At 72.6% G+C, this 22,580-nt stretch carries 16 protein-coding genes and 4 pseudogenes; 11 read left to right on the top strand and 9 right to left on the bottom strand.

Annotated elements, in window-relative coordinates; all coding sequences use genetic code 11:
• Window positions 1-52 precede the first annotated feature (52 nt).
• The 4 genes and pseudogenes from ACFYTE_RS37540 to ACFYTE_RS37555 all read right to left on the bottom strand — a co-directional run bounded on the left by ACFYTE_RS37540 (window position 53) and on the right by ACFYTE_RS37555 (window position 4,353).
• Window positions 53-1,027, bottom strand: coding sequence for an acyl-ACP desaturase (locus ACFYTE_RS37540; protein WP_388720564.1), 975 nt, complete (start codon window positions 1,025-1,027; stop codon window positions 53-55).
• Between the two features lie 220 nt (window positions 1,028-1,247).
• Window positions 1,248-1,917 (bottom strand): annotated as a pseudogene (ddaH, locus tag ACFYTE_RS37545) (dimethylargininase); the annotation flags it as partial.
• A gap of 99 nt (window positions 1,918-2,016) precedes the next feature.
• Window positions 2,017-3,633: an ABC-F family ATP-binding cassette domain-containing protein gene (locus tag ACFYTE_RS37550; protein WP_388720567.1), complete on the bottom strand. Its 1,617-nt coding sequence runs from the start codon at window positions 3,631-3,633 to the stop codon at window positions 2,017-2,019.
• Window positions 3,634-3,939: 306 nt separating this feature from the next.
• Window positions 3,940-4,353, bottom strand: a complete 414-nt coding sequence (locus ACFYTE_RS37555) for an SsgA family sporulation/cell division regulator (protein ID WP_388720658.1) — start codon at window positions 4,351-4,353, stop codon at window positions 3,940-3,942.
• Between the two features lie 263 nt (window positions 4,354-4,616).
• Between ACFYTE_RS37555 and ACFYTE_RS37560 the strand changes: the two are divergent.
• The 5 genes and pseudogenes from ACFYTE_RS37560 to ACFYTE_RS37580 form a co-directional block, all read left to right on the top strand.
• A pseudogene (locus ACFYTE_RS37560) lies at window positions 4,617-5,300 on the top strand (endonuclease V); the annotation flags it as partial.
• Window positions 5,301-5,474: 174 nt separating this feature from the next.
• The gene (gene mmpA, locus ACFYTE_RS37565) at window positions 5,475-5,621 is read left to right on the top strand and encodes a morphogenic membrane protein MmpA (RefSeq protein WP_388720569.1); all 147 of its coding nucleotides are present in this window, start codon (window positions 5,475-5,477) and stop codon (window positions 5,619-5,621) included.
• 108 nt (window positions 5,622-5,729) lie between these two features.
• Window positions 5,730-6,884, top strand: coding sequence for a CaiB/BaiF CoA transferase family protein (locus tag ACFYTE_RS37570; protein ID WP_388720572.1), 1,155 nt, complete (start codon window positions 5,730-5,732; stop codon window positions 6,882-6,884).
• A 131-nt stretch (window positions 6,885-7,015) separates the two neighbouring features.
• Window positions 7,016-8,230, top strand: a complete 1,215-nt coding sequence (locus ACFYTE_RS37575; RefSeq protein WP_388720575.1) for an acetyl-CoA C-acetyltransferase — start codon at window positions 7,016-7,018, stop codon at window positions 8,228-8,230.
• A gap of 40 nt (window positions 8,231-8,270) precedes the next feature.
• Window positions 8,271-10,466 (top strand): 3-hydroxyacyl-CoA dehydrogenase NAD-binding domain-containing protein, encoded by a 2,196-nt coding sequence (locus ACFYTE_RS37580; RefSeq protein ID WP_388720578.1) that lies wholly within the window; start codon window positions 8,271-8,273, stop codon window positions 10,464-10,466.
• A gap of 49 nt (window positions 10,467-10,515) precedes the next feature.
• Here the strand turns inward: ACFYTE_RS37580 and ACFYTE_RS37585 are convergent, their stop codons facing one another.
• A complete protein-coding gene (locus tag ACFYTE_RS37585) occupies window positions 10,516-11,229 on the bottom strand; it encodes a MerR family transcriptional regulator (protein ID WP_388720581.1) in 714 nt (237 codons plus the stop codon).
• A 253-nt stretch (window positions 11,230-11,482) separates the two neighbouring features.
• On the opposite strand from ACFYTE_RS37585, the gene ACFYTE_RS37590 reads away from it, so the two are divergent.
• On the top strand, window positions 11,483-12,949 hold the full coding sequence (locus ACFYTE_RS37590; RefSeq protein WP_388720584.1) for an amino acid permease: 1,467 nt from the start codon (window positions 11,483-11,485) through the stop codon (window positions 12,947-12,949).
• Between the two features lie 95 nt (window positions 12,950-13,044).
• Window positions 13,045-13,233: pseudogene (locus tag ACFYTE_RS37595) on the top strand (adenosine kinase); the annotation flags it as partial.
• Here ACFYTE_RS37595 and ACFYTE_RS37600 read toward each other — a convergent pair.
• A pseudogene (locus ACFYTE_RS37600) lies at window positions 13,233-13,407 on the bottom strand (adenosine kinase); the annotation flags it as partial. The pseudogenes ACFYTE_RS37595 and ACFYTE_RS37600 sit on opposite strands and share 1 nt — an antisense overlap.
• A 32-nt stretch (window positions 13,408-13,439) precedes the next feature.
• Window positions 13,440-14,354, bottom strand: a complete 915-nt coding sequence (locus ACFYTE_RS37605; protein WP_388720660.1) for an FAD-dependent oxidoreductase — start codon at window positions 14,352-14,354, stop codon at window positions 13,440-13,442.
• A 121-nt stretch (window positions 14,355-14,475) separates the two neighbouring features.
• Between ACFYTE_RS37605 and ACFYTE_RS37610 the strand changes: the two genes are divergently transcribed.
• Together ACFYTE_RS37610 and ACFYTE_RS37615 are read left to right on the top strand one after the other, a co-directional pair.
• On the top strand, window positions 14,476-15,516 hold the full coding sequence (locus ACFYTE_RS37610; RefSeq protein ID WP_388720587.1) for an oxidoreductase: 1,041 nt from the start codon (window positions 14,476-14,478) through the stop codon (window positions 15,514-15,516).
• Window positions 15,517-15,551: 35 nt separating this feature from the next.
• Window positions 15,552-17,192 (top strand): ABC-F family ATP-binding cassette domain-containing protein, encoded by a 1,641-nt coding sequence (locus ACFYTE_RS37615; RefSeq protein WP_388720590.1) that lies wholly within the window; start codon window positions 15,552-15,554, stop codon window positions 17,190-17,192.
• A gap of 196 nt (window positions 17,193-17,388) precedes the next feature.
• Here the strand turns inward: ACFYTE_RS37615 and ACFYTE_RS37620 are convergent, their stop codons facing one another.
• A complete protein-coding gene (locus tag ACFYTE_RS37620; protein WP_388720593.1) occupies window positions 17,389-19,803 on the bottom strand; it encodes a Tex family protein in 2,415 nt (804 codons plus the stop codon).
• A gap of 167 nt (window positions 19,804-19,970) precedes the next feature.
• On the opposite strand from ACFYTE_RS37620, the gene ACFYTE_RS37625 reads away from it, so the two are divergent.
• Both ACFYTE_RS37625 and ACFYTE_RS37630 read left to right on the top strand, forming a co-directional pair.
• Window positions 19,971-20,930: a GlxA family transcriptional regulator gene (locus ACFYTE_RS37625; protein ID WP_388720596.1), complete on the top strand. Its 960-nt coding sequence runs from the start codon at window positions 19,971-19,973 to the stop codon at window positions 20,928-20,930.
• Window positions 20,931-21,036: 106 nt separating this feature from the next.
• A complete protein-coding gene (locus tag ACFYTE_RS37630; protein WP_388720600.1) occupies window positions 21,037-21,687 on the top strand; it encodes a DJ-1/PfpI family protein in 651 nt (216 codons plus the stop codon).
• On the opposite strand, the gene ACFYTE_RS37635 is transcribed toward ACFYTE_RS37630, so the two are convergent.
• Window positions 21,659-22,414, bottom strand: coding sequence for an enoyl-CoA hydratase/isomerase family protein (locus ACFYTE_RS37635; protein WP_388720603.1), 756 nt, complete (start codon window positions 22,412-22,414; stop codon window positions 21,659-21,661). The genes ACFYTE_RS37630 and ACFYTE_RS37635 overlap by 29 nt on opposite strands.
• Window positions 22,415-22,580 lie beyond the last annotated feature (166 nt).

Raw genomic sequence — 22,580 nt, forward strand, 5'->3', positions numbered from 1 at the left:
GGCGCCGCGGACAGGGCGCACCGGTAGGTCGGTGCGCCCCCGGCGGTGCCGGTCAGCCGGCCGCTCGTGCCGCCATCCGGGCCTTGCGCGCGGCCAGCTTCTCGTCGAACTTCGCGGCCTCCGCGTCCAGGCCGCCGATGAACAACCCCAGTTCCTCCTGCGCCCGAAGCCCCTCGGGGCCGAGCCCGTCGATCTCCAGGACCTTCAGGAAGCGCAGGACGGGCTGCATCACGTCGTCGTGGTGGATGCGCAGGTTGTAGACCTCGCCGATCGCCATCTGGGCGGCGGCCCGCTCGAAGCCGGGAATGCCGTGGCCGGGCATGCGGAAGTTCACGACGACGTCCCGGACGGCCTGCATGGTCAGGTCGGGCGCGATCTCGAAGGCCGCCTTCAGCAGATTGCGGTAGAACACCATGTGCAGGTTCTCGTCGGTCGCGATCCGGGCCAGCATCCGGTCGCAGACCGGGTCGCCCGACTGGTGTCCGGTGTTGCGGTGCGAGATACGGGTCGCCAGCTCCTGGAAGGCGACGTAGGCGATCGAGTGCAGCATCGAGTGCCGGTTGTCGGACTCGAAACCCTCGCTCATGTGGGCCATCCGGAACCGCTCCAGCTTGTCCGGGTCCACCGCGCGCGAGGCGAGCAGATAGTCGCGCATCACGATGCCGTGCCGGCCTTCCTCGGCCGTCCAGCGGTGCACCCAGGTGCCCCAGGCGCCGTCCCGGCCGAAGAGCGTGGCGATCTCGTGGTGGTAGCTGGGGAGGTTGTCCTCGGTCAGCAGGTTCACCACGAGCGCGGTCCGGCCGATCTCGGTCACCTTCGACTGCTCCTTGTCCCAGGGCTCGCCGTCGGCGAAGAACCCGGGGAAGTTGCGGCCGTCGCTCCAGGGCACGTACTCGTGCGGCATCCAGTCCTTGGCGGCCTTCAGATGGCGGTTGAGTTCCCCCTCGACCACGTCCTCCAGTGCGTACAGCAGCCGCTCATCGGTCCACACGGACGGGCTGCCGAGGTGGGGAGAGGTGATCGTCACAGGAACTCCAGGGGGACGGCGAACAGGGGGGAGCGGAACGGCTCGACCCGGCGAGCGGTGCCGGAAACCTACGTGATCGTAGGCTACGAGACCGTAGGTTACGAAACCGTAGGTTAAGCGCGCCGTAAAGAGCGCTGCTCAGGCGCGTGCATGGGCAAAGGGGGGACAACGAAAAGGCCCCGGGTATCCAAGGATCCCGGAGCCGGCGCGGTACAGGGCGCTCCCGGGTCTTCGGCGCGCTCGACGCCATCAGCAGCTTGCCCCCGCCGAGCAGCACCACATGCGCTCCGGACTCCTCGGGCACCGCCAGGAAGCCCGGGAAGCCCGGGAAGAGCGAGGGCCGGTCCACGTGCGGAATGTGCCCGAGCACCGTGCCGTCGGGCAGAGCGGTCACCGCCGACTTCAGATGCAGCACCCGGCGCACCGGAACGGCGACCACCCGCGCACCCAACGGCTCGAAGGCGGCCCGCAGTTGCTGCACCCCGGCGGCGTTGGTGCGTCCGCCCCGGCCGACGTGGACCGTGTCGCCGACCTTGAGGACGTCCCCGCCGTCCAGGGTGCCGGGTTCCCAGATCCAGTTCACCGAACAGCCGAGGCGGGCCACGGCCTCCTCCACGCCGAAGGTCTCGGCGCGCCGTGACTGGGCGCCGGGCCGGGCGATCAGCGCCACGTTCCGGTACATCGGTGTCCTCGACGAACACGGAGTCCGGGCAGTCGTCGGCCGGGTCCACCTCGATCGTCTCCCAGCCGTGCGCGCGCAGCGTCCCGACGTACGCTTCCCACTGCTCCACGGCGAGCCCCACGTCGACCGTCGCGCGCTCGATGTGCGTCACCAGACCTTCGGCGAGGCGCGGGCCGGGGCGGCGGACGAGGGCCTTCTTGCTGGGCACGGCCGGTCTCCGTATCGGCGGGGCGGTGTTCGGTCTCCATCATGCGGCGCCGGTCCGCCATGATGCAGGACGGGGCGGCCCGGCCGACACCCCTGTGGGTCACCCGACGGCCTCCGGTGTGATCTCCCGGAGTTCACCGTCCTCCAGGAGCAGCCAGCGGGTGATGCCGGCCGACTTCAGGAACGGCACGTCATGACTGGCCACCAGCAGGGCACCCTCGTACGACTCCAGGGCGGTGGTCAGCTGTCGCACGCTCGCCATGTCCAGGTTGTTCGTCGGCTCGTCCAGCATGAGCAGCTGCGGTGCGGGCTCCGCCAGCAGCAGCGCGGCCAGCGCGGCCCGGAAGCGTTCCCCGCCGGACAGGGTGGCCGCCTTCCGGTCGGCTCGGGCGCCGCGGAACAGGAACCGGGCGAGGCGGGCCCGGATCCGGTTGCGGGTGGCGCCCGGCGCGTACCGGGCCACGTTCTCGGCGACGGTCAGCTCACCGTCGAGGACGTCGAGCCGCTGTGGCAGGAAGCGCAGCGGGACATGCGCCGTCGCCTCGCCCGCCACCGGGGCCAGCTGCCCGGCGATGGTGCGCAGCAGCGTCGTCTTGCCCGCGCCGTTGCGTCCGAGCAGCGCGATCCGCTCCGGCCCGCGCACGTCGAGGACGGCGCCGACACGTGCTCCGTACGTCAGCTCCAGGTCCCGCAGGGTGAGGACGTCCCGGCCCGGCGGGACGGCCGTGTACGGCAGGTCGACGCGGATCTCGGCGTCGTCGCGTACGGCGTCCACCGCCTCGCCGAGCCGGTCCCTGGCCTCGGCCAGCCGTTCCTCGTGCAGGATGCGGTGCTTGCCCGCGGACTCCTGGGCGGCCCGCTTGCGCGCCCCCATGACGATCTTCGGCTCGCGTTTCTGCTCGAACATCTTCTGCCCGTACCGCTTGCGGCGGGCCAGCTTCATCTGGGCGTCGGACAACTCGCGCCGCTGCCTGCGCACGTCGGCCTCCGCGACCCGCACCATGCGCTCGGCGGCCTCCTGCTCGGCGGCGAGGGCTTCCTCGTACACCGAGAAGGCGCCGCCGTACCAGGTGACCCGTCCGGCCCGCAGGTCGGCGATCTGGTCTACCAGGTCGAGGAGTTCGCGGTCGTGGCTGACCACGACCAGCACGCCCGGCCAGGACGCGACGGCCGCGTGCAGCCGTCGGCGCGCGTACAGGTCGAGGTTGTTGGTGGGCTCGTCGAGCAGCAGCACGTCCGGGCGGCCGAGCAGCAGCGAGGCCAGCCGCAGCAGCACCGACTCGCCGCCGGAGACCTCGCCGACGGTGCGGTCAAGACCGATGTGGCCGAGGCCGAGTTCGCCCAGGGTGGCGAGCGCGTGCTCCTCGACGTCCCAGTCGTCGCCGAGCGTTTCGAAGTGCCCCTCGGTCGTGTTGCCGGCCTCGATGGCGTGCAGCGCGGCCCGGCGGGCGGCGATGCCCAGCGCCTCGTCGACGCGGAGCGCGGTGTCGAGCGTGACGTTCTGCGGGAGGTAGCCGATCTCGCCCGTCACCCGGACGGTGCCGGCCGACGGGGTCAGCTCCCCGGCGATCAGCTTCAACAGGGTCGACTTGCCTGATCCGTTGACGCCGACGAGCCCGGTCCGGCCGGGGCCGAAGGAGAGGTCGAGGCCGTTGAGGACGGGCGTGCCGTCGGGCCAGGCGAAGGACAGGGAGGTGCAGGTGAGGGACGGTGACATGGAGCCTCGCGGTTGTTCGGTGCGGTCGGGGCACACGCGTGTCGAGGCACCGCGGGGCGGCAACCGGGGGACCGGGGCCGTGGAACGGCCCTGTGCCGGGGGACGGCTCGGACGCCGAGGTCGCACGCCACGTCCACACCTCAGGTGTGGAACGCGGTGACTCAGGACCTCAGACGAGCAACGTCCTTCTCCTGTCGACGGCAACAGAAACCGCGGGAAACGCTACGAGGGGGCCAGAAGGCTGTCAACGCGATTAAACGCGCTCACTCACCGACGCGCCGCTGTGCCGGCGCGCGGCGGCGGCCGTCAGGCGCCCCGCATCAGCTCGGCCAGATCGTGGTCGAGATCGAACTGGAGGTGCTCAAGGCCGAGCGGCACCAACTCGCTGGTGGCGTCGAGGAACCGGCGGATCTCGGCGGAGTGGACGTGCACGACGGCCGTGCCCTCGGGGGCGTGGAACTCCAGGACGGTCCGGTCGTACCCGTACGGCCGCACGCGTACGTCCCCGTGCCCCTGCGGACCGTGCAGGCCGGCCGTGAGGAGGTCGCGGGCGAACGTCCAGCAGACCTCCACCCCCTCCAGGGTGGCCGGGGCGGGGAACGACATGCGGATGGCGAACGGGTCGCGCCGGTCGTAGTGCAGCGTGGCGGGAATGCTGGGCATGCGCGGGGCCGCGGCGACGAGACGGGCCTGTACGGAGTGCTCGATGACGATGGACAACGCCTTGCTCCCTCGTGACGGCTGGACGAACGTCCGGGTGGACGAGACCTGGCACTGGAAGAGACGACGGAACGGCCTCATGCGTGCACAGATAATCCGAGTGACCTCTGTCACCGCTTTCATGCACCCACGTTCCGCCCACGCGCCGACCCGACGACCGACGCGGGCCGCATCTGCTGGACCGTCGGCACCGGCTCCTACGGCACTACGGGGTCGGAGCGTGGTGAGGGCGGCCCGGGGGCACACGTACGCTCGTGGCCACTATGACGACCGTACCGATGCCCGGGGGCCGGCCCGCGACCGAGGAGGAGGCCCGCGCCGTGCAGGACGCACTGCGCGGGCGGGTGGTGCTGGACGAGCCCGGGCCGCCGCCCGGGACCGGCCGGGTCACCGGGGTCGACGTCGCCTACGACGACGAGCGCGACCTCGTCGCCGCGGCGGCCGTCACGCTCGACGCGGCCACCCTGGACGTACTCGCCGAGGCGACCGCCGTCGGCAAGGTCGCCTGCCCGTACGTGCCAGGACTGCTCGCCTTCCGCGAGATCCCCACCGTGCTGGCCGCTCTCGACACGCTGCCCGGACCTCCGGGTCTGGTCGTCTGCGACGGCTACGGGCTGGCCCACCCGCGCCGCTTCGGGCTCGCCTGTCATCTGGGCGTGCTCACCGGCCTGCCCACGATCGGCGTCGCCAAGAACCCGTTCACCTTCACCTACGACGCCCCGGCGGGCGAGCGCGGCAGCACCTCGCCGCTCCGTGCGGGCGGCGAGGAGGTCGGCCGCGCGCTGCGCACCCGGGACGCCGTCAAACCGGTCTTCGTCTCCGTCGGCCACCGGGTGAGCCTCGACAACGCCTGCGCCCACACGCTCGCGCTCACCCCGCGCCACCGGCTCCCGGAGACGACGCGCCGCGCGGACGCCCTGTGCCGCCGAGCGCTTCAGGAGGCGACGAACCGCCACTGTGCGGCCTCGCGCCACCCGCAGTTCGTAGACGACCGAGCCGTCTTCGGGTCCGAGGGCGGCGAGACGGAGCGCGGCACGGCCCCGGAAAGTCTCGAATGCCGGTACGTCGTCTGAGTACATGTACGGATGTGGCGGCGGCGCCGCACCAGCAGGCTGGTCCGTATGACGACACACTCCCGCCCGCGCACCGTGGCGCGACGCCCCGGCCCCAACGGTCGTTCCGCCGCGCTCGTGCTGGCCCTCGCCGTCCTGGCGGGACTCGCCTGGACCGCCGCAATGATCTACACCCTGCTGCGGTGGGCCCTGTGAGCGCGTAATGTGGCCAAGCGCTTGCTCTTTCGGTCTTGTGCCGGGTAGGGCGTGTTCCTAGCATCGCTGGTGTTACATCGGTTGTGTCATATCCACTGGGGGCCGCCCATGACGACGGCAGGGACACCGACGCGGGGAGCAGGCCCGCTCACGGGCGTGCGCGTGGTGGAACTGGCCGGCATCGGCCCCGGCCCGTTCGCCGCCATGCTCCTCGCCGACCTGGGCGCCGACGTCGTCCGTGTGGACCGGCCCGACGGCCCCGGTCTCGCCGTCGACCCGGCCCACGACGTCACCAACCGCAACAAGCGCTCGGTGATCGTCGACCTGAAGGCCGCCGGCGGCCCGGCCCGCGTCCTCGACCTGGCCGAACGGGCGGACATCCTGATCGAGGGCTATCGTCCGGGCGTCGCCGAGCGGCTCGGCGTCGGCCCCGAGGACTGCCACGCCCGCAATCCACGGCTCGTCTACGGCCGGATGACCGGCTGGGGACAGCAGGGCCCGCTCGCCCTACGGGCCGGCCACGACGTGGCGTACATCGCCGTCACCGGCGCCCTCGGCATGATCGGGCAGCCGGACCGGCCCCCGGCCGTTCCCGCCAACCTGGTCGGCGACTACGCGGGCGGCTCCCTCTACCTGGTCGTCGGCGTGCTCGCCGCGCTCCACCACGCGCGCGTGAGCGGCGCCGGCCAGGTCATCGACGCGGCCATCGTCGACGGCACCGCCCACCTCACCGCCATGATCCACGGCATGCTCGCCGCCGGGGGCTGGCAGGACCGCCGCGCCGCCAACCTGCTGGACGGCGGCTGCCCGTACTACGGCACCTACGAGACCGCCGACGGCGGGTACATGGCGGTCGGCGCCCTGGAACGGCGGTTCTACGAGGAGTTCCTGCGGCTGCTCGGCCTCGACGATCTGATCCCGGCCCGCACGGACCCGACCCGGTGGGGCGAGCTGCGCGAGCGGATCGCCACCCGCTTCAAGTCCCGTACCCGCGACGCCTGGACGGCCGTCTTCGAGGGCTCCGACGCGTGCGTGGCGCCCGTCCTGTCGCTGCGCGAGGCCCCCCGCCATCCGCACCTGGCCGCCCGGGGCACCTTCACCGAGCATGCCGGCCTCACCCAACCGGCCCCGGCACCCAGGTTCTCCGCGACCCCCACCGCCGTCCGCACCGCCCCCGCGCTGCCCGGCACCGGCACCGCGGACGTGGCCCGCGACTGGGACGTGCCGGGCCTGCTCTGCGACCCCGCCGCGGACGACGGATGATGGAACCGCCGTTCCCCCTCGACCGCGTGCCGGGCCCGGCGTACCCGGGCGAGCGAGCCGAGGACCGGCCGTGACCCCCTGGCCGCCCCGATCACCCCATCGCTGTGAAACCCTCGTGGAAAGGCTTGCCAGTGAGCACCGAAGCGTACGTGTACGACGCGATCCGCACCCCGCGCGGTCGCGGCAAGGCGAACGGCGCCCTGCACGGCACGAAGCCCATCGATCTCGTGGTCGGCCTCATCCACGAGATCCGCGCCCGCTTCCCCGGCCTCGACCCCGCGGCCATCGACGACATCGTGCTCGGCGTCGTCGGCCCGGTCGGCGACCAGGGTTCGGACATCGCCCGCATCGCCGCGATCGCGGCCGGGCTGCCGGACACGGTGGCGGGCGTCCAGGAGAACCGCTTCTGCGCTTCCGGGCTCGAAGCCGTCAACCTGGCCGCCGCGAAGGTGCGTTCCGGCTGGGAGGACCTGGTGCTCGCCGGCGGCGTCGAGTCGATGTCCCGGGTGCCGATGGCCTCCGACGGCGGCGCCTGGTTCAACGACCCGATGACCAACCTCGCGGTCAACTTCGTGCCGCAGGGCATCGGCGCCGACCTGATCGCCACCATGGAGGGCTTCACCCGGCGCGACGTCGACGAGTACGCCGCGCTCTCCCAGGAACGCGCGGCCACCGCCTGGAAGGAGGGCCGCTTTGCTCGCTCCGTCGTCCCGGTCAGGGACCGCGGGGGACTCGTCGTCCTCGACCACGACGAGCACCCGCGCCCCGGTACCACCGCGGACTCGCTGGCCAAGCTGAAGCCGTCGTTCGCCGACATCGGCGAGCTGGGCGGGTTCGACGCCGTGGCCCTGCAGAAGTACCACTGGGTGGAGAAGATCGACCACGTCCACCACGCGGGCAACTCCTCCGGCATCGTCGACGGCGCCGCCCTGGTCGCGATCGGCTCCCGCGAGGCCGGCGAGCGCCACGGGCTCACCCCGCGCGCGCGGATCGTCTCCGCCGCCGTCTCCGGTTCCGAGCCCACGATCATGCTCACCGGGCCCGCGCCCGCCACCCGCAAGGCCCTCGCCAGGGCCGGGATGACCATCGACGACATCGACCTCGTCGAGATCAACGAGGCGTTCGCGGCCGTCGTCCTGCGGTTCGTCAAGGACATGGGCATCGCCCTGGACAAGGTCAACGTCAACGGCGGCGCCATCGCCCTCGGTCACCCGCTCGGCGCCACCGGCGCCATGATCCTCGGCACCCTCGTCGACGAACTGGAACGGCAGGACAAGCGGTACGGCCTCGCCACGCTGTGCGTGGGCGGCGGCATGGGCATCGCCACCGTCGTCGAGCGCGTCTGACCACCCTGCGGATCACGAGACTTCTACGGAGACCCCTCACATGACCGAGAGCACCGCCATCCGCTGGGAGCAGGACGACACCGGCGTCGTCACCCTCGTCCTCGACGACCCGAACCAGTCCGCGAACACCATGAACCAGGCGTTCCGCGACTCCCTCGCCGCGATCACCGACCGGCTGGAGGCCGAACGGGACTCCCTGCGCGGCATCATCGTCACCTCCGCCAAGAAGACCTTCTTCGCCGGCGGCGACCTGCGCGACCTGATCCGGGTCACGCCCGAGACCGCGCAGGACCTGTTCGACGCCGGCCTCGCCGTCAAACGTCATCTGCGGCGCATCGAGACCCTGGGCAAGCCGGTGGTCGCCGCGGTCAACGGCGCGGCCCTGGGCGGCGGCTACGAACTGGCCCTGGCCTGCCACCACCGGATCGCCCTCGACACCCCCGGCACCAAGATCGGCTGCCCCGAGGTCACCCTCGGGCTGCTCCCCGGAGGCGGCGGCGTCGTCCGCACCGTGCGCCTGCTGGGCATCGCCGACGCCCTGCTGAAGGTGCTGCTCCAGGGCACCCAGTACACCGCGCGCCGCGCCCAGGACAACGGCCTCGTCCACGACGTCGCCGACACCCCCGAGGACCTGCTCGCCAAGGCCCGCGCCTTCATCGACGCCCATCCCGAGTCCCGGCAGCCCTGGGACCTGCCCGGCTACCGCATCCCGGGCGGCACCCCGGCGAACCCGAAGTTCGCCGCCAACCTGCCCGCCTTCCCGGCCACACTGCGCAAGCAGACCGCGGGCGCCCCCTACCCGGCGCCGCGCCGCATCCTCGCCGCGGCCGTGGAGGGATCCCAGGTCGATTTCGAGACCGCCGAGGTCATCGAGGCCCGCTACTTCGTGGAGCTGGCCGCAGGACAGACCTCGAAGAACATGATCCAGGCGTTCTTCTTCGACCTCCAGGCCGTCAACTCCGGCGCCAACCGCCCCCAGGGCGTCGACTCCCGCGCGGTGCGCAGGGTCGCCGTACTCGGCGCCGGGATGATGGGCGCCGGCATCGCCTACGCGTGCGCACGCGCGGGCATCGACGTCGTCCTCAAGGACGTCTCCCTCAAGGCCGCCCTCAAGGGCAAGGCCCACTGCGAGAAGCTGTGTGCCAAGGCCGTCGCCAAGGGCCGCACCACCAAGGAGAAGGCGGACGCGCTGCTCGCCGGCATCACCCCCACCGGCGACACCCAGGACCTGGCGGGCTGCGACGCGGTCATCGAGGCCGTCTTCGAGGACCCCGCGCTCAAGCACAAGGTGTTCCAGGAGATCGAGGACGTCGTCGCCCCCGACGCGCTGCTGTGCTCCAACACCTCCACCCTGCCGATCACCGCGCTCGCCGAGGGCGTCGAGCGCCAAGCCGACTTCATCGGACTGCACTTCTTCTCCCCGGTCGACAAGATGCCGCTGGTCGAGATCATCAAGGGCGAGCGCTCCGGCGACGAGGCGCTTGCGCGCGCCTTCGACCTGGTCCGGCAGATCAAGAAGACGCCGATCGTCGTGAACGACTCGCGGGGCTTCTTCACCTCCCGCGTCATCGGTCACTTCATCAACGAAGGCGTGGCCATGGTGGGCGAGGGCATCGAGCCGGCGTCGATCGAGCAGGCCGCGGCGCAGGCGGGTTACCCGGCGAAGGTGCTCTCCCTCATGGACGAGCTGACCCTCACCCTGCCCCGCAAGATCCGCAACGAGTCGAGGAGCGCCGTCGAGGAGGCGGGCGGCACCTGGACTCCGCACCCCGCCGAGGCCGTCATCGACCGCATGGTCGACGAGTTCGGCCGCACCGGCCGCGGCGGCGGCGCCGGTTTCTACGACTACGACGGGGACGGCAGGCGCACCGGACTGTGGCCGGGGCTGCGGGAGCACTTCACCCGGCCCGGCCACCGGATCCCGTTCACGGACATGCAGGAACGCATGCTCTTCGCCGAGGCGCTCGACACCGTGCGGCTCCTCGAAGAGGGCGTGCTGACCTCCGTCGCCGACGCCAACATCGGCTCGATCTTCGGGATCGGCTTCCCGGGCTGGACCGGCGGCGTGCTCCAGTACATCAACGGCTACGACGGCGGCACCGGGGCGGGCGCCGGGCTGCCCGGCTTCGTGGCACGCGCGCGTGAACTCGCCGAGCGCTACGGCGAGCGGTTCGCCCCGCCCGCCCTGCTGGTCGAGAAGGCCGAGAAGGGCGAGACCTTCACCGACGCCCGCTGAGGCCGGCGGCCCCGCCGTCGGGCGGCCCTTGGGGAGGGCCGCCCGCGGATCAGGACGGGCCTGCCGTCTCCCCGTCCCTGAGCCACACCCGCAGCTCCTCCTTCAAGGACCGCTGGAAGGCCGTCAGCAGGGCCTGGACCACCAGGGGCTGCAGGTGCGCGGACAGCGAGCGCACGTCCCGCGCATCCCGCTGCCCCACCTCGCCGCGCAGCAGCCGCGACATCTCCTGCGCCGCCGCGCGGGCATGCTCCAGCAGGACGGCGCGCGCGGCGAGGACGGCCTCCTGGGACAGCGGTACGTCGAGCAGTTCGACGCCGAGCCGCAGCAGCCCGAGATCGACCCGGAACGCATCATCGGTCCGCTCGACGACGTCCATCGCGGTCAGCCGCTCCAGGTCGGCCTCGTCCAGCGGGCGCCCCGCCCGGCGCTGCAGCTCGGCGCGCGTCAGGGTGTGCGGCGCGTCCGGGCCCCACGAGGACACCACTGCGCGGTGCACGGCCAGGTCCCGCGCGGTCAGGTCGGGTGGCAGTCGGCTCAGATAGCGCTCGATCGCGGCCAGCGTCAGCCCCTGGAGTCGCAACTCCTCGATCAGCGCGAGCCGCGCGAGGTGGCCGCGCCCGTAGCGGCCCACCCGGCGCGGGCCGATCACCGGCGGCGGCAGCAGGCCCTTGGTGCCGTAGAAGCGGACCGTGCGAACCGTGACGCCCGCCCGCGCGGCCAACTCGTCGATCGTGAGGGCCGGCTCCTCGGCGTCGGTCGTCATGCGCAGCAGTATCGCTGTCCCACCACCGCTGTGAAACCCGGCGGCCGGGCGGGCCCACGGGTGATGACGGGCCTGTGCGGAAGTATGGCCTTTCGTGTGAGAAGTACCGCTCTGTGAGGTGAACCACCGCATGACGGGCGGCCCCGCTGGGAAGCTGCTGCCTTGGTCTGTGCCGCGACACCACGGTGGCGCGGACCGGGACCGTACCAGCCCGGGACCCCACGCCCGGACGCACCAGAAAGTGGAACCACCCGTGAGCAAGGACGCCGTGGCACCGGCACAGGTCGCCGCCCCACCCCGGGCGACCGGAACCCCCGCGGACGCGGGCGACGCCGGCTACAGCAAGGCCCTCAAGCACCGCCACGTCAACATGATCGCCATCGGCGGCGCCATCGGCACCGGCCTCTTCCTCGGCGCCGGCGGCCGCCTGCACAGCGCGGGACCGGCCCTCGCCCTGGCCTATCTGGTCTGCGGCGTCTTCGCCTTCTTCGTCGTACGGGCCCTCGGCGAGCTGGTCCTGTACCGGCCCTCGTCCGGGTCCTTCGTCTCCTACGCCCGTGAGTTCCTCGGCGAGAAGGGCGCGTACGCCGCCGGCTGGATGTACTTCCTGAACTGGTCCACGACCGGTATCGCCGACATCACCGCGATCGCGCTCTACACCCACTACTGGAGCCTGTTCACCGGCGTCCCGCAGTGGCTGCTCGCGCTGATCGCCCTGGCGGTGGTGCTCGCGGTGAACCTGATCTCGGTGAAGATCTTCGGCGAGATGGAGTTCTGGTTCGCGATCGTCAAGGTCGCCACCCTCCTCGGCTTCATGCTGATCGGCATCTTCCTGCTGGCCACCCGGCACGATGTCGGCGGCAGCACCCCGGGCCCGGGCGTCATCGCCGACCACGGCGGGATCTTCCCGCACGGCCTGATGCCGGTCGTCCTGGTGATGCAGGGCGTGATCTTCGCGTACGCCGCCCTGGAACTGGTCGGCGTCGCGGCCGGGGAGACCGCCGAGCCGGAGCGGGTCGTCCCGCGCGCGGTGAACTCGATCATGTGGCGGGTCGGCCTGTTCTACGTCGGCTCGGTCGTGCTGCTGGCCCTGCTGCTGCCCGGCTCCGCCTATTCGGCCGACCAGAGCCCCTTCGTGACGGTCCTGTCCCGGATCGGCGTCCCCGCGGCCGGCGATGTGATGAACCTGGTCGTGCTGACCGCCGCCATGTCCTCGCTGAACTCCGGCCTGTACTCGACCGGCCGTATCCTGCGTTCCATGGCCATGGCGGGCTCCGCCCCGAGGTTCACCGCCCGTATGAACCGCAGCCAGGTCCCCTACGGCGGCATCCTGCTGACCTGCGCGGTGTGCGTCCTCGGTGTCGGACTGAACTACCTGATGCCGAGCCAGGCCTTCGAGATCGTGCTGAACGTCGCCTCGCTCGGCATCATCAGCACCTGGGTGATCATCATGGTCTGCCATCTCGTCTTCGTCCGGCGGGCCGCGGCCGGCCTGGTCACCCGGCCCGCCTTCCGGCTGAAGGGCAGCCCCGTCACGGAGATCGCCACCATCGCCTTCCTGCTGGCCTGCCTCGGCATGATGGCCAACGACCCCGAGGTCGGCCGCAGGACCCTGCTGCTCGTCCCGGTGATCGCCGTCCTGCTGGTCGCCGGCTGGTTCGGGGTGCGCCGCCGGGTGCCCCGGCAGGCCGGCCGCGAGCTGGACGACCTCACGAAGTAGCGGCTTGCGGCCACTGTCAGTGGCAGCGCCTACGGTGGGTCATCGACCGGGCGCGGCAGCGCTGTGACGGTGTACGGCCAGGGGGAGGACGGCGGATGAGCGCACGGACGGACGTGCTGGTGCTGGGCGGCGCGGGAGCGGACACCTTCGTCCACGTCCCCGGAACTGCCGCTCCGTACGCCGACTACATGATCGACTCCGGGATCCGCACGCGGGCCGGACAGACCGGCGACTTCGTCGCGCTGGGCCTGAGCGCCCTCGGCCTGCACACCCACCACCTCGACCGGTCGGCGGCGTGTGCGCGGCTGGTGTCGTACCGGGACAGGCGGCGGCCGTCCGGGCCGACCAGGTGCACCGCGCGCTCGGTGCCGGGCGGGCTGCGGGATCGCGGTGAGCGCGACGCCCCGCTCCTCATGCAGCGCGCGCACCAGGTCGCCCTCGGGATCCTCGCCGAGCAGGCGGCCGGTTCCCCGGTGGAACCGGCCCGGTCTCAGGCATCGGCCAGCCCTGCCGCCTCCCGGGCGCAGCCCCAGGCCACGGTCACCCCGGCCCCGCCGTGCCCGTAGTTGTGCACCAGCGAACGGCCGTCCGGCAGCGGCCGGTGCTCCAGCCGCACCGCGGGCCGCGCCGGGCGCAGGCCCACCCGGTGCTCCAGCACCCGCGCCCCGGCGATCTCCGGCAGGAGGGCCGCGCACCGGGCGACGATCTCCTCGGCGGTCCGCGGGTCCGGCTCCAGGGACCACGCGTCCGCCTGTGCGGTGCCGCCCAGGATCAGCCCGCCCGGCTGCGGGAAGACGTAGGCCGTGGTGCCCGCGGCATCGTCGACCGAGGTGAGCCACGTGGTGATTCCCGGGTTCTGCACGACGACCAGCTGCCCGCGGACCGGACGCACCGCCGGATCGGGTACCAGCGAACGGGCGCCCAGCCCGGTGCAGTTGACCACGACGGCGGCCGGAACCGCGGCGAGGTCCGACACCGTCCGCTCCTCGACAAGACCGCCCGCCGCCGTCAACCGCTCCAGCAGCCACTCCAGATGGGCCGGCATGTCGATCAACGGCAGCCGCGCCCGTACCCCGTCGCCGCCGGCCGCGGCCCGCAGCCCCGGCACCCGCCCGGCCCAGGCCCCCAACTCGTCCGAACGCGCCCCGAGGTGTACGCCCTCGACCATGCGTACGCCCGTCCGCTCCGGCCGCCGCGCCAACTCCTCGTACACCACGAGGGAGGTGAGCGCCCAGTCGCCGACCAGCGGCGCCGGCTCGATGCGGTACGGCCACCACAGCGCGCCGGCCACCGCCGAGGTCGTCCGCCCGACGGGGTCCCGCGTCCACACGCGTACCCGCCGGCCGGCCTCCGCCAGCACCACGGCCGTCGTCAGCCCGATGACCCCGCCGCCGACCACGATCACTTCGTCACTCAGCCGATGCTCCACGCGGGGACGATAGAGCCTGCACGGCACGGCATGGCGCAGCCGAGCGGAATATGTCATGCCGTGCGCACATCCATCCCGCTCTGGGGATACTCACAGCATGTCTGGCGCATACGCGACCTTCGCCCTGGCACCGGCGACGCGGGCGGGCGCCGTCCTCGCCGACGGCGGATACCAGGTTCACCGGGACTTCGTGGACTTCGTCGTCGACGGACGTCCGCTGCTGTTCCGGCTCTCCGATCTGGACGCCGTCTCGCCGCTGGCCTCCGACGTGCCGCCCGCGATCTTCACCGCACAGGTGCGCGGCCTGCTGCTGGAGACCGGGGCACCGCTGCCCGGCGGCCGGTACGTGGTCTACGGCTGCCCCGAGTGCGCTGACCTGGCCTGCGGAGCGGTCACCGCCGTCATCGAGCGTGACGGCGACGACTACGTCTGGCGCGACTTCGCCTGGCAGACCGACGAGCACGCCGACCTGGAATTCAACGGCTACCACGGCATAGGCCCGTTCCGCTTCCACGGCCCCGGGTACCGCGCCGCCCTCGCCGCACTCCTCGACGACACCGCGCCCCCGGCCGCGCCCCGCCGACGCGTCCTGCTGATCGGTGCCCGCGTCGCCGTCCTCGCCAAGCCGGCCGCCGCCCTGCGCACCATCGGCATCGGCGCCGACATCACCCGCGACGCCACCGGCGTACCGGCCGAGGAGCTGCGCGGCTACGGCGCCGTCGCCTTCGGCCGGGCGGTCGGCGAACCCGAACGCGCCGCCGTGCGCGAGGCGTTCGAGCGCGCCGGGGTCGACGTGGCCTACGTCGACGGCCTCGCCCCGATCGTCCCCCTGCTCGTCGCGCAGATCGAGCACGCCCTGGACCGCAGCCCGCGCGAACGGCGCCGCCTCACCGCGCTGGCCGCCGCCGACGGCGAGGCGGGCATCGAGGTCACCTCGTCGTGCCGGGTCAGCCTCACCGCGTACCGGCTCGACCGGCTCCACCGCAGCCACGCCCGGGAGGTGTTCGACGGCGTCCTGGAGCCCGGCCGGCACCGCATCCCGCTGGATGTCCGGGCGGTGAAGGGGGAGTCCTTCGTCGTGGCCCGCACCGCAGGAGGAGTGCTGGTGGCGGCGGTGACCCACGGCAAACCCGGCTGAGCGGCACACCGCCGGACGACTAGGATCGCCCTCTGATGACTGCCACCCTCGTCGCCAAGAACCTCGCCGCCGGGCACGGCGACCGCTCGCTCTTCTCCGGCCTCGACCTCGTCGTCGCGCCCGCGGACGTGATCGGGCTGGTCGGCGCCAACGGCGCCGGAAAGTCCACGCTGCTGCGGCTGCTCGCCGGGCTCACCCGGCCCGAGCAGGGCGAACTGCGGCTGTCCCCGCCGACCGCGACCGTCGGCCATCTGCCGCAGGAGCCCGAGCGCAGGCCCGGCGAGACCCTGGGCGAGTTCCTTGCCCGCCGCACCGGCGTCGCCCGGGCGCAGCGGCTGATGGACGAGGCCACCCAGGCGCTCGTGGACGGGGCGCCCGGCGCCGACGACGCCTACGCCGTCGCCCTGGAGCGCTGGCTCGGCCTCGGCGGTGCGGACCTGGAGGAGCGGGCCGAGGAGGTCACCAGCTCGCTCGGCCTGGCCGTCGGCCCCGACCAGCCGATGACCTCGCTGTCCGGCGGCCAGGCGGCCCGCGCCGGCCTCGCCTCGCTCCTGCTGTCCCGCTACGACGTCTTCCTGCTCGACGAGCCCACCAACGACCTCGACCTCGACGGCCTGGAACGTCTCGAACGCTTCGTGACCGGACTGCGCGCGGGCACGGTCGTGGTCAGCCACGACCGTGAGTTCCTCACCCGCACCGTCACCAAGGTCCTCGAACTCGACCTCGCCCAACGGCAGATCAACCTCTACGGCGGCGGCTACGAGGCCTATCTGGACGAGCGGGAGGTGGCCCGGCGGCACGCCCGGGAGGACTACGAGGAGTACGCCGACAAGAAGGCGGCCCTCCAGGAGCGGGCCCAGACACAGCGCGCCTGGATGGACAAGGGCGTGCGCAACGCGCGCCGCAAGGCGGGCAACGACAACGACAAGATCGGCCGCAAGTTCCGCAGCGAGGCCAGCGAGAAGCAGGCCGCCAAGGCCCGTCAGACCCAGCGCATGATCGAACGGCTGGAAACCGTCGAGGAGCCGCGCAAGGAGTGGGAGCTGCGCATGGAGATCGCCGCCGCGCCCCGCTCCGGCGCCGTGGTCGCCACGCTCAGGGACGCGGAGGTGCGCCGCGGAGACTTCGTCCTCGGCCCGGTGACGCTGCAGATCGACTGGGCGGACCGGATCGCGGTGACCGGCGCGAACGGCGCGGGCAAGTCCACCCTGCTCGGCGCGCTGCTCGGCCGGGTGCCGCTCAGCGCGGGGCACGCCGCGCTGGGCTCGGGCGTCCTGGTCGGCGAGGTGGACCAGGCCCGCGCGCTGTTCCACGGCCCCGAGTCGCTGCTGGACGCCTTCCGTATGGCCGTCCACGACACCGAACCGGCCGACGTACGCACCCTGCTGGCAAAGTTCGGCCTGAAGGCGGAGCATGTGCTGCGCCCCGCCGCGACGCTCTCCCCGGGCGAACGCACCCGGGCCGCCCTGGCGCTGCTCCAGGGCCGGGGCGTCAACCTCCTGGTCCTCGACGAGCCGACCAACCATCTCGACCTGCCCGCCATCGAACAGCTCGAATCGGCCCTCGACTCCTACCGCGGCACGCTGCTGCTGGTCACCCACGACCGCCGCATGCTGGACGCCGTCCACGTCACCCGCCGCCTGGAGGTGACAGGCGGCAAGGTCACAGAACACTGACCAGCCGCCCACAAGCCCCCGCGCCAGACCCGGGCAGTCCGCGCGGCCTCGGCGTGACAGCTGACGGGTCACGTACTCCTCACACTTCCCGGGCGAGGACGCGCGAGGCCGCCATGCCGGCACCCTGGAGCCCGCGCCGGGCCCGGCTCCTGTCTTCCTAGATCGAGGAGCCGGACCCGGACGGTTCGCCAGCCTGTCAGCGGCGGTCGTTCTTCGCGGAGTCGAGCAGCCCGGCGCGCCGCAGCGCGTCCGCCATCGCGCTGTTGGCCGGCGGCGGCGCCTGGCGTCCGCCCCGGTCACCGCCGCGGCCCTGGCCCTGCCGCTGCTGACCCTGGCCCTGCCGCTGGCGCTGGCCCTGCCGCTGCTGCGGCGGACGGCCGCCTCCGCCGCGCTGCTGCTGCCCCTGCGGCGCGGCCTCGTCGTCCAGCCGCAGCGTCAGCGAGATCCGCTTGCGCGGGATGTCCACGTCGAGGACCTTCACCTTGACGATGTCGCCGGGCTTCACGACATCCCGCGGGTCCTTCACGAACGTCCGGGACATCGCGGAGACGTGCACGAGACCGTCCTGGTGGACACCGACGTCCACGAACGCCCCGAACGCCGCCACGTTCGTGACCACGCCCTCAAGGATCATCCCGGAGGCCAGGTCGGAGATCTTCTCCACGCCCTCCTTGAAGGTGGCCGTCTTGAACGCCGGCCGCGGGTCGCGCCCCGGCTTCTCCAGTTCCTTGAGGATGTCGGTCACGGTCGGCAGCCCGAACGTGTCGTCGACGAACTCGGTCGGCTTCAGCGAGCGCAGCAGCGCCGTGTTGCCGACCAGGGCGGCCACCTCCTGGCCGCTGGTCTGCACCATGCGCCGCACCACCGGGTACGCCTCCGGGTGCACGCTGGAGGCGTCCAGCGGGTCGCTGCCGCCGCGGATGCGCAGGAAGCCCGCGCACTGCTCGTACGCCTTCGGGCCCAGCCGGGCCACGTTCTTCAGCTCGGCGCGCGAGCTGAACGTACCGTTCGCGTCACGGTGCGCCACGATGTTCTCGGCGAGGCCCGAGGAGATCCCGGACACGCGCGCGAGCAGCGGCACCGACGCCGTGTTGACGTCCACGCCCACGCCGTTCACACAGTCCTCGACCACCGCGTCCAGCGAACGGGACAGCTTCACCTCGGACAGGTCGTGCTGGTACTGGCCCACCCCGATCGACTTCGGATCGATCTTGACCAGTTCGGCCAGCGGGTCCTGCAGGCGGCGGGCGATCGACACCGCGCCGCGCAGCGACACGTCCATGTCCGGCAGCTCCTGCGAGGCGAAGGCGGAGGCCGAGTACACGGAGGCGCCGGCCTCCGACACCATCACCTTGGTGAGCTTCAACTCCGGGTGCCTGGAGATGAGGTCGCCCGCGAGCTTGTCGGTCTCGCGGGACGCCGTGCCGTTGCCGATCGCGATCAGCTCGACCGCGTGCTGCTTCGCCAGCCGGGCCAGCGTGGCGATCGCCTCGTCCCACCGGTTGGCCGGCACATGCGGGTGGATGACGTCCGTCGCCGCCACCTTGCCGGTCGCGTCGACCACGGCCACCTTCACGCCCGTACGGAAGCCGGGGTCCAGGCCGAGCGTCGCGCGGGTGCCGGCCGGCGCGGCGAGCAGCAGATCCCGCAGATTGGCGGCGAACACGTCGACCGCCTCGTCCTCGGCGGACGTGCGCAGCCGCAGGCGCAGGTCGAGGCCGAGGTGCACGAGGATGCGGGTGCGCCACGCCCAGCGCACCGTGTCCAGCAGCCACTTGTCACCCGGGCGGCCGCGGTCGGCGATGCCGAACCGGTGCGCCACGGTCCCCTCGTACGACGACGGGGTTCCCGGGGTCTCGGCCGGCTCCTCCGGCTCCAGGACGAGGTCCAGGACCTCCTCCTTCTCACCGCGCAGCATCGCGAGCACGCGGTGCGAGGGCAGTTCGGTGAACGGCTCGGCGAAGTCGAAGTAGTCGGCGAACTTGGCGCCCGCCTCCTCCTTGCCCTCGCGCACCTTGGCGGCCAGCCGTCCGCGCACCCACATGCGCTCGCGCAGCTCGCCGATCAGGTCGGCGTCCTCCGAGAACCGCTCGGTGAGGATCGCCCGCGCGCCCTCCAGGGCGGCCTGCGGATCGGCGACGCCCTTGTCGGCGTCCACGAAGGCGGCGGCAGCGGCGAGCGGCTCGACCCCGGGGTCGCCGAGCAGGCCCTCGGCCAGCGGCTCCAGACCCGCCTCGCGCGCGATCTGCGCCTTGGTCCGCCGCTTCGGCTTGTACGGCAGGTAGACGTCCTCCAGGCGCGCCTTGGTCTGCGCCCCGCGGATCTGCGCCTCCAGCTCGTCGGTGAGCTTGCCCTGCTCGCGCACCGATTCCAGGATCGCTGTCCGCCGCTCCTCCAGCTCCCGCAGATAGCGCAGCCGCTCCTCGACGGTGCGCAGCTGCGCGTCGTCGAGCATCTCGGTCGCTTCCTTGCGGTAGCGGGCGATGAAGGGCACCGTCGAGCCGCCGTCGAGCAGCTCCACTGCGGCCTTCACCTGCCGCTCCCGCACGCCGAGCTCCTCGGCGATCCTGCCTTCGATGGACCCTACTTCGAGGGTCCCGGGTGTCGTCACGATCCCGTACCGCCTTCTCACTGGGGTTGCGCGGCAATTGTGGCAGGTGGCACCGACAACAGGGGCTCAGGGCGCTCCCGCCGCGCGGTCGCGTCCACGGTCCGATGGCAGAAAAGGTGGGGAAGTCGTCATTGCGGCCATCCCCGGGCCCGCGAAGAATCGAGGGCATGGCGCAGCGAACCGTCCTGGTCGTCCTCTTCGACGACGTGCAGAGCCTGGACGTCAGCGGCCCGGTGGAGGTCTTCACCGGGGCCGAGAAGTGTTCCCCGGGGACGTACCGGATCCGTACCGCGTCCCTGGACGGGGCCGCGGTGCGCACCTCCAGCGGGCTCACCCTGGTGCCGGACCACTTTCTCGACGAGGTGTCCGATCCGCACACGCTGCTGGTGCCCGGCGGGGCCGGCACCCGCCGGTCCGATCCGCGGCTCACCGCGTGGCTGGCCGCCCGCGGCCCGCGTGCCGAGCGTCTGGTGTCCGTGTGCACGGGCGCGATCCTGCTCGCCGAGGCGGGGCTCCTGGACGGCCGCCGGGCCACCACCCACTGGGCGTACTGCGACCGGCTGGCCGGCGAGCACCCGGCCGTGCGGGTCGAACCGGACCCCGTCTATGTGCGCGACGGGCCGGTCGCCACCTCGGCCGGGGTCACCGCGGGCATCGACCTGGCCCTCGCCCTCGTCGAGGAGGATCTGGGCCGGGACGTGGCGCTCACGGTCGCCCGCCATCTGGTGGTTTTCCTGCGCAGGCCCGGCAACCAGGCCCAGTTCAGCGCGCAGTTGGCGGCCCAGACCGCCCGGCGCGAGCCCCTGCGGGAGGTGCAGCGGTGGATCACCGAGCACCCGGCGGACGATCTGAGCGTCGAGGCGCTGGCGGCCCGGGCCGCGCTCTCCCCGCGCCACTTCGCCCGCGCCTTCCGGACCGAGACCGGCATGACGCCCGGCCGCTACGTCGACCGGGTGCGCCTGGAACACGCCCGCCGGCTGCTGGAGGAGACCGGCGACGGCATCGAGGAGATATCCCGCGCGAGCGGCTACGGCACGCCCGAGACCATGCGCCGCGCCTTCACCAGAGCACTCGGCGCACCCCCGGCCGAATACCGCCGCCGCTTCCAGCCCACCCCGACCCCCTGACCCACCGCCGCCCCACCCCAGACGGCTCGCCGGACCACCCGATGCAGCCCAGCAGTGCGGCTGACCGGTGCTGCGCCCCGGCGGCGCGTCCGGATAAGGAGAACCCGTGCAGATCGCCATCGTCCTCTTCGACCGCTTCACCGCCCTGGACGCCGTCGGACCGTACGAGACCCTCGGTCGTCTTCCCGGTGCCGAGACCGTCTTCGTCGCCGAGCGCACCGGGCCCGTCCGCAACGATTCCGGGAACCTCGCGCTCACCGCCGACCGGACGCTCGCCGACGTGCCGGGCCCCGACATCGTGGTCGTGCCCGGCGGCCCCGGCCAGAGTTCCCAGATGGACAACGCGGCCCTCCTGGACTGGCTGCGGGCCGCCGACGCCACCAGCACCTGGACGACGTCGGTGTGCACCGGCTCGCTGCTGCTGGCCGCCGCGGGCCTGCTCGACGGCCGCCGCGCCACCTCGCACTGGCTGGCGCTCGACGTCCTCACCGGGTTCGGCGCGCGGCCGACGGGGGAGCGGGTCGTCTTCGACGGCAAGTACGTGACCGCGGCCGGCGTCTCCTCCGGCATCGACATGGGACTCGCCCTGCTGGGCCGGATCGCCGGCGACGAACACGCGCAGGCGGTGCAGCTGATGACCGAGTACGACCCGCAGCCGCCCTACGATGCGGGCTCCCCGGCGAAGGCGCCCGCGCACCTCGTCGAGAGGTTCCGCACCGGCAGCAGGTTCAGCGTGGCACCGGCACGCTCCAGGTGAACCGCGGCGCCCGGCGCTCCAGGAACGCGGCGACGCCCTCCGCGGTGTCGCCGCTGCCGCGTGCCTGCTCGGCCCAGTGGCCGTCCCGGTCGGTGCGACCGTCGGCGAACTCCTTGGCCGCGGCCTGCGTCAGCTGCGAGCGGGCCGCCAGGATCCGGCCGAACTCCGCCACCCGCTTGTCCAGTTCGCCCTCCGGCAGCACCTCGTCCACGAGACCGGTGCGCAGCGCACGCTCCGCGTCGATCAACTCGCCCGAGAACAAAAGGTACTTGGCGGTGGCCGGCCCCACCAGCGACACCAGCCGCCGGGTGGCGGACGCCGGATAGACGATGCCTAGCTTGGCCGGGGTCACCCCGAACAGCGCCCCGGCGTCGGCGAACCGCAGGTCGCAGGCGGCCGCGAGCTGCGCCCCGCCGCCCACGCAGTGGCCCCGGACGGCCGCCAGCGTCGGCTTCGGGAACGCGGCCAGCGCCTCCTCGGCGGCCACGGCGAGCCGCTGCGCCTCGGCGGGCGCCTCCCGCAGGGTGGAGATGTCGGCGCCGGCGCAGAAGGTCCCGCCCTCGCCGGTGAGCACCAGCGCCCGCACGCCGGGATCGGCGGCCAGGGCGTCGAGCAGCGGGGGCAGCGACCGCCACATCGCACCCGTCATGGCGTTGCGTTTGGCCGGGTGGTGGACGACGACGGTGGCGACCGAGTCGATGACCGAGTGCAACAGCTGGGGCTCCATGCGCCGGATGCTATCGGGCGCGGTCCGACGAGCCGTACAACCCGAAGAGTTCGCGAAGACGGCCCGCGGGCGACAGGAGCAGTCCCGCACCCGACCGGGTCATGCGCAGGCGGTCAGAAACGCTCGATAACAGCTGACTTCTGTTCAGTTCGGTCGACAGGACCAG

It is taken from the genome of Streptomyces sp. NPDC004629 (assembly GCF_042873595.1).
Lineage (GTDB): Bacteria > Actinomycetota > Actinomycetes > Streptomycetales > Streptomycetaceae > Streptomyces.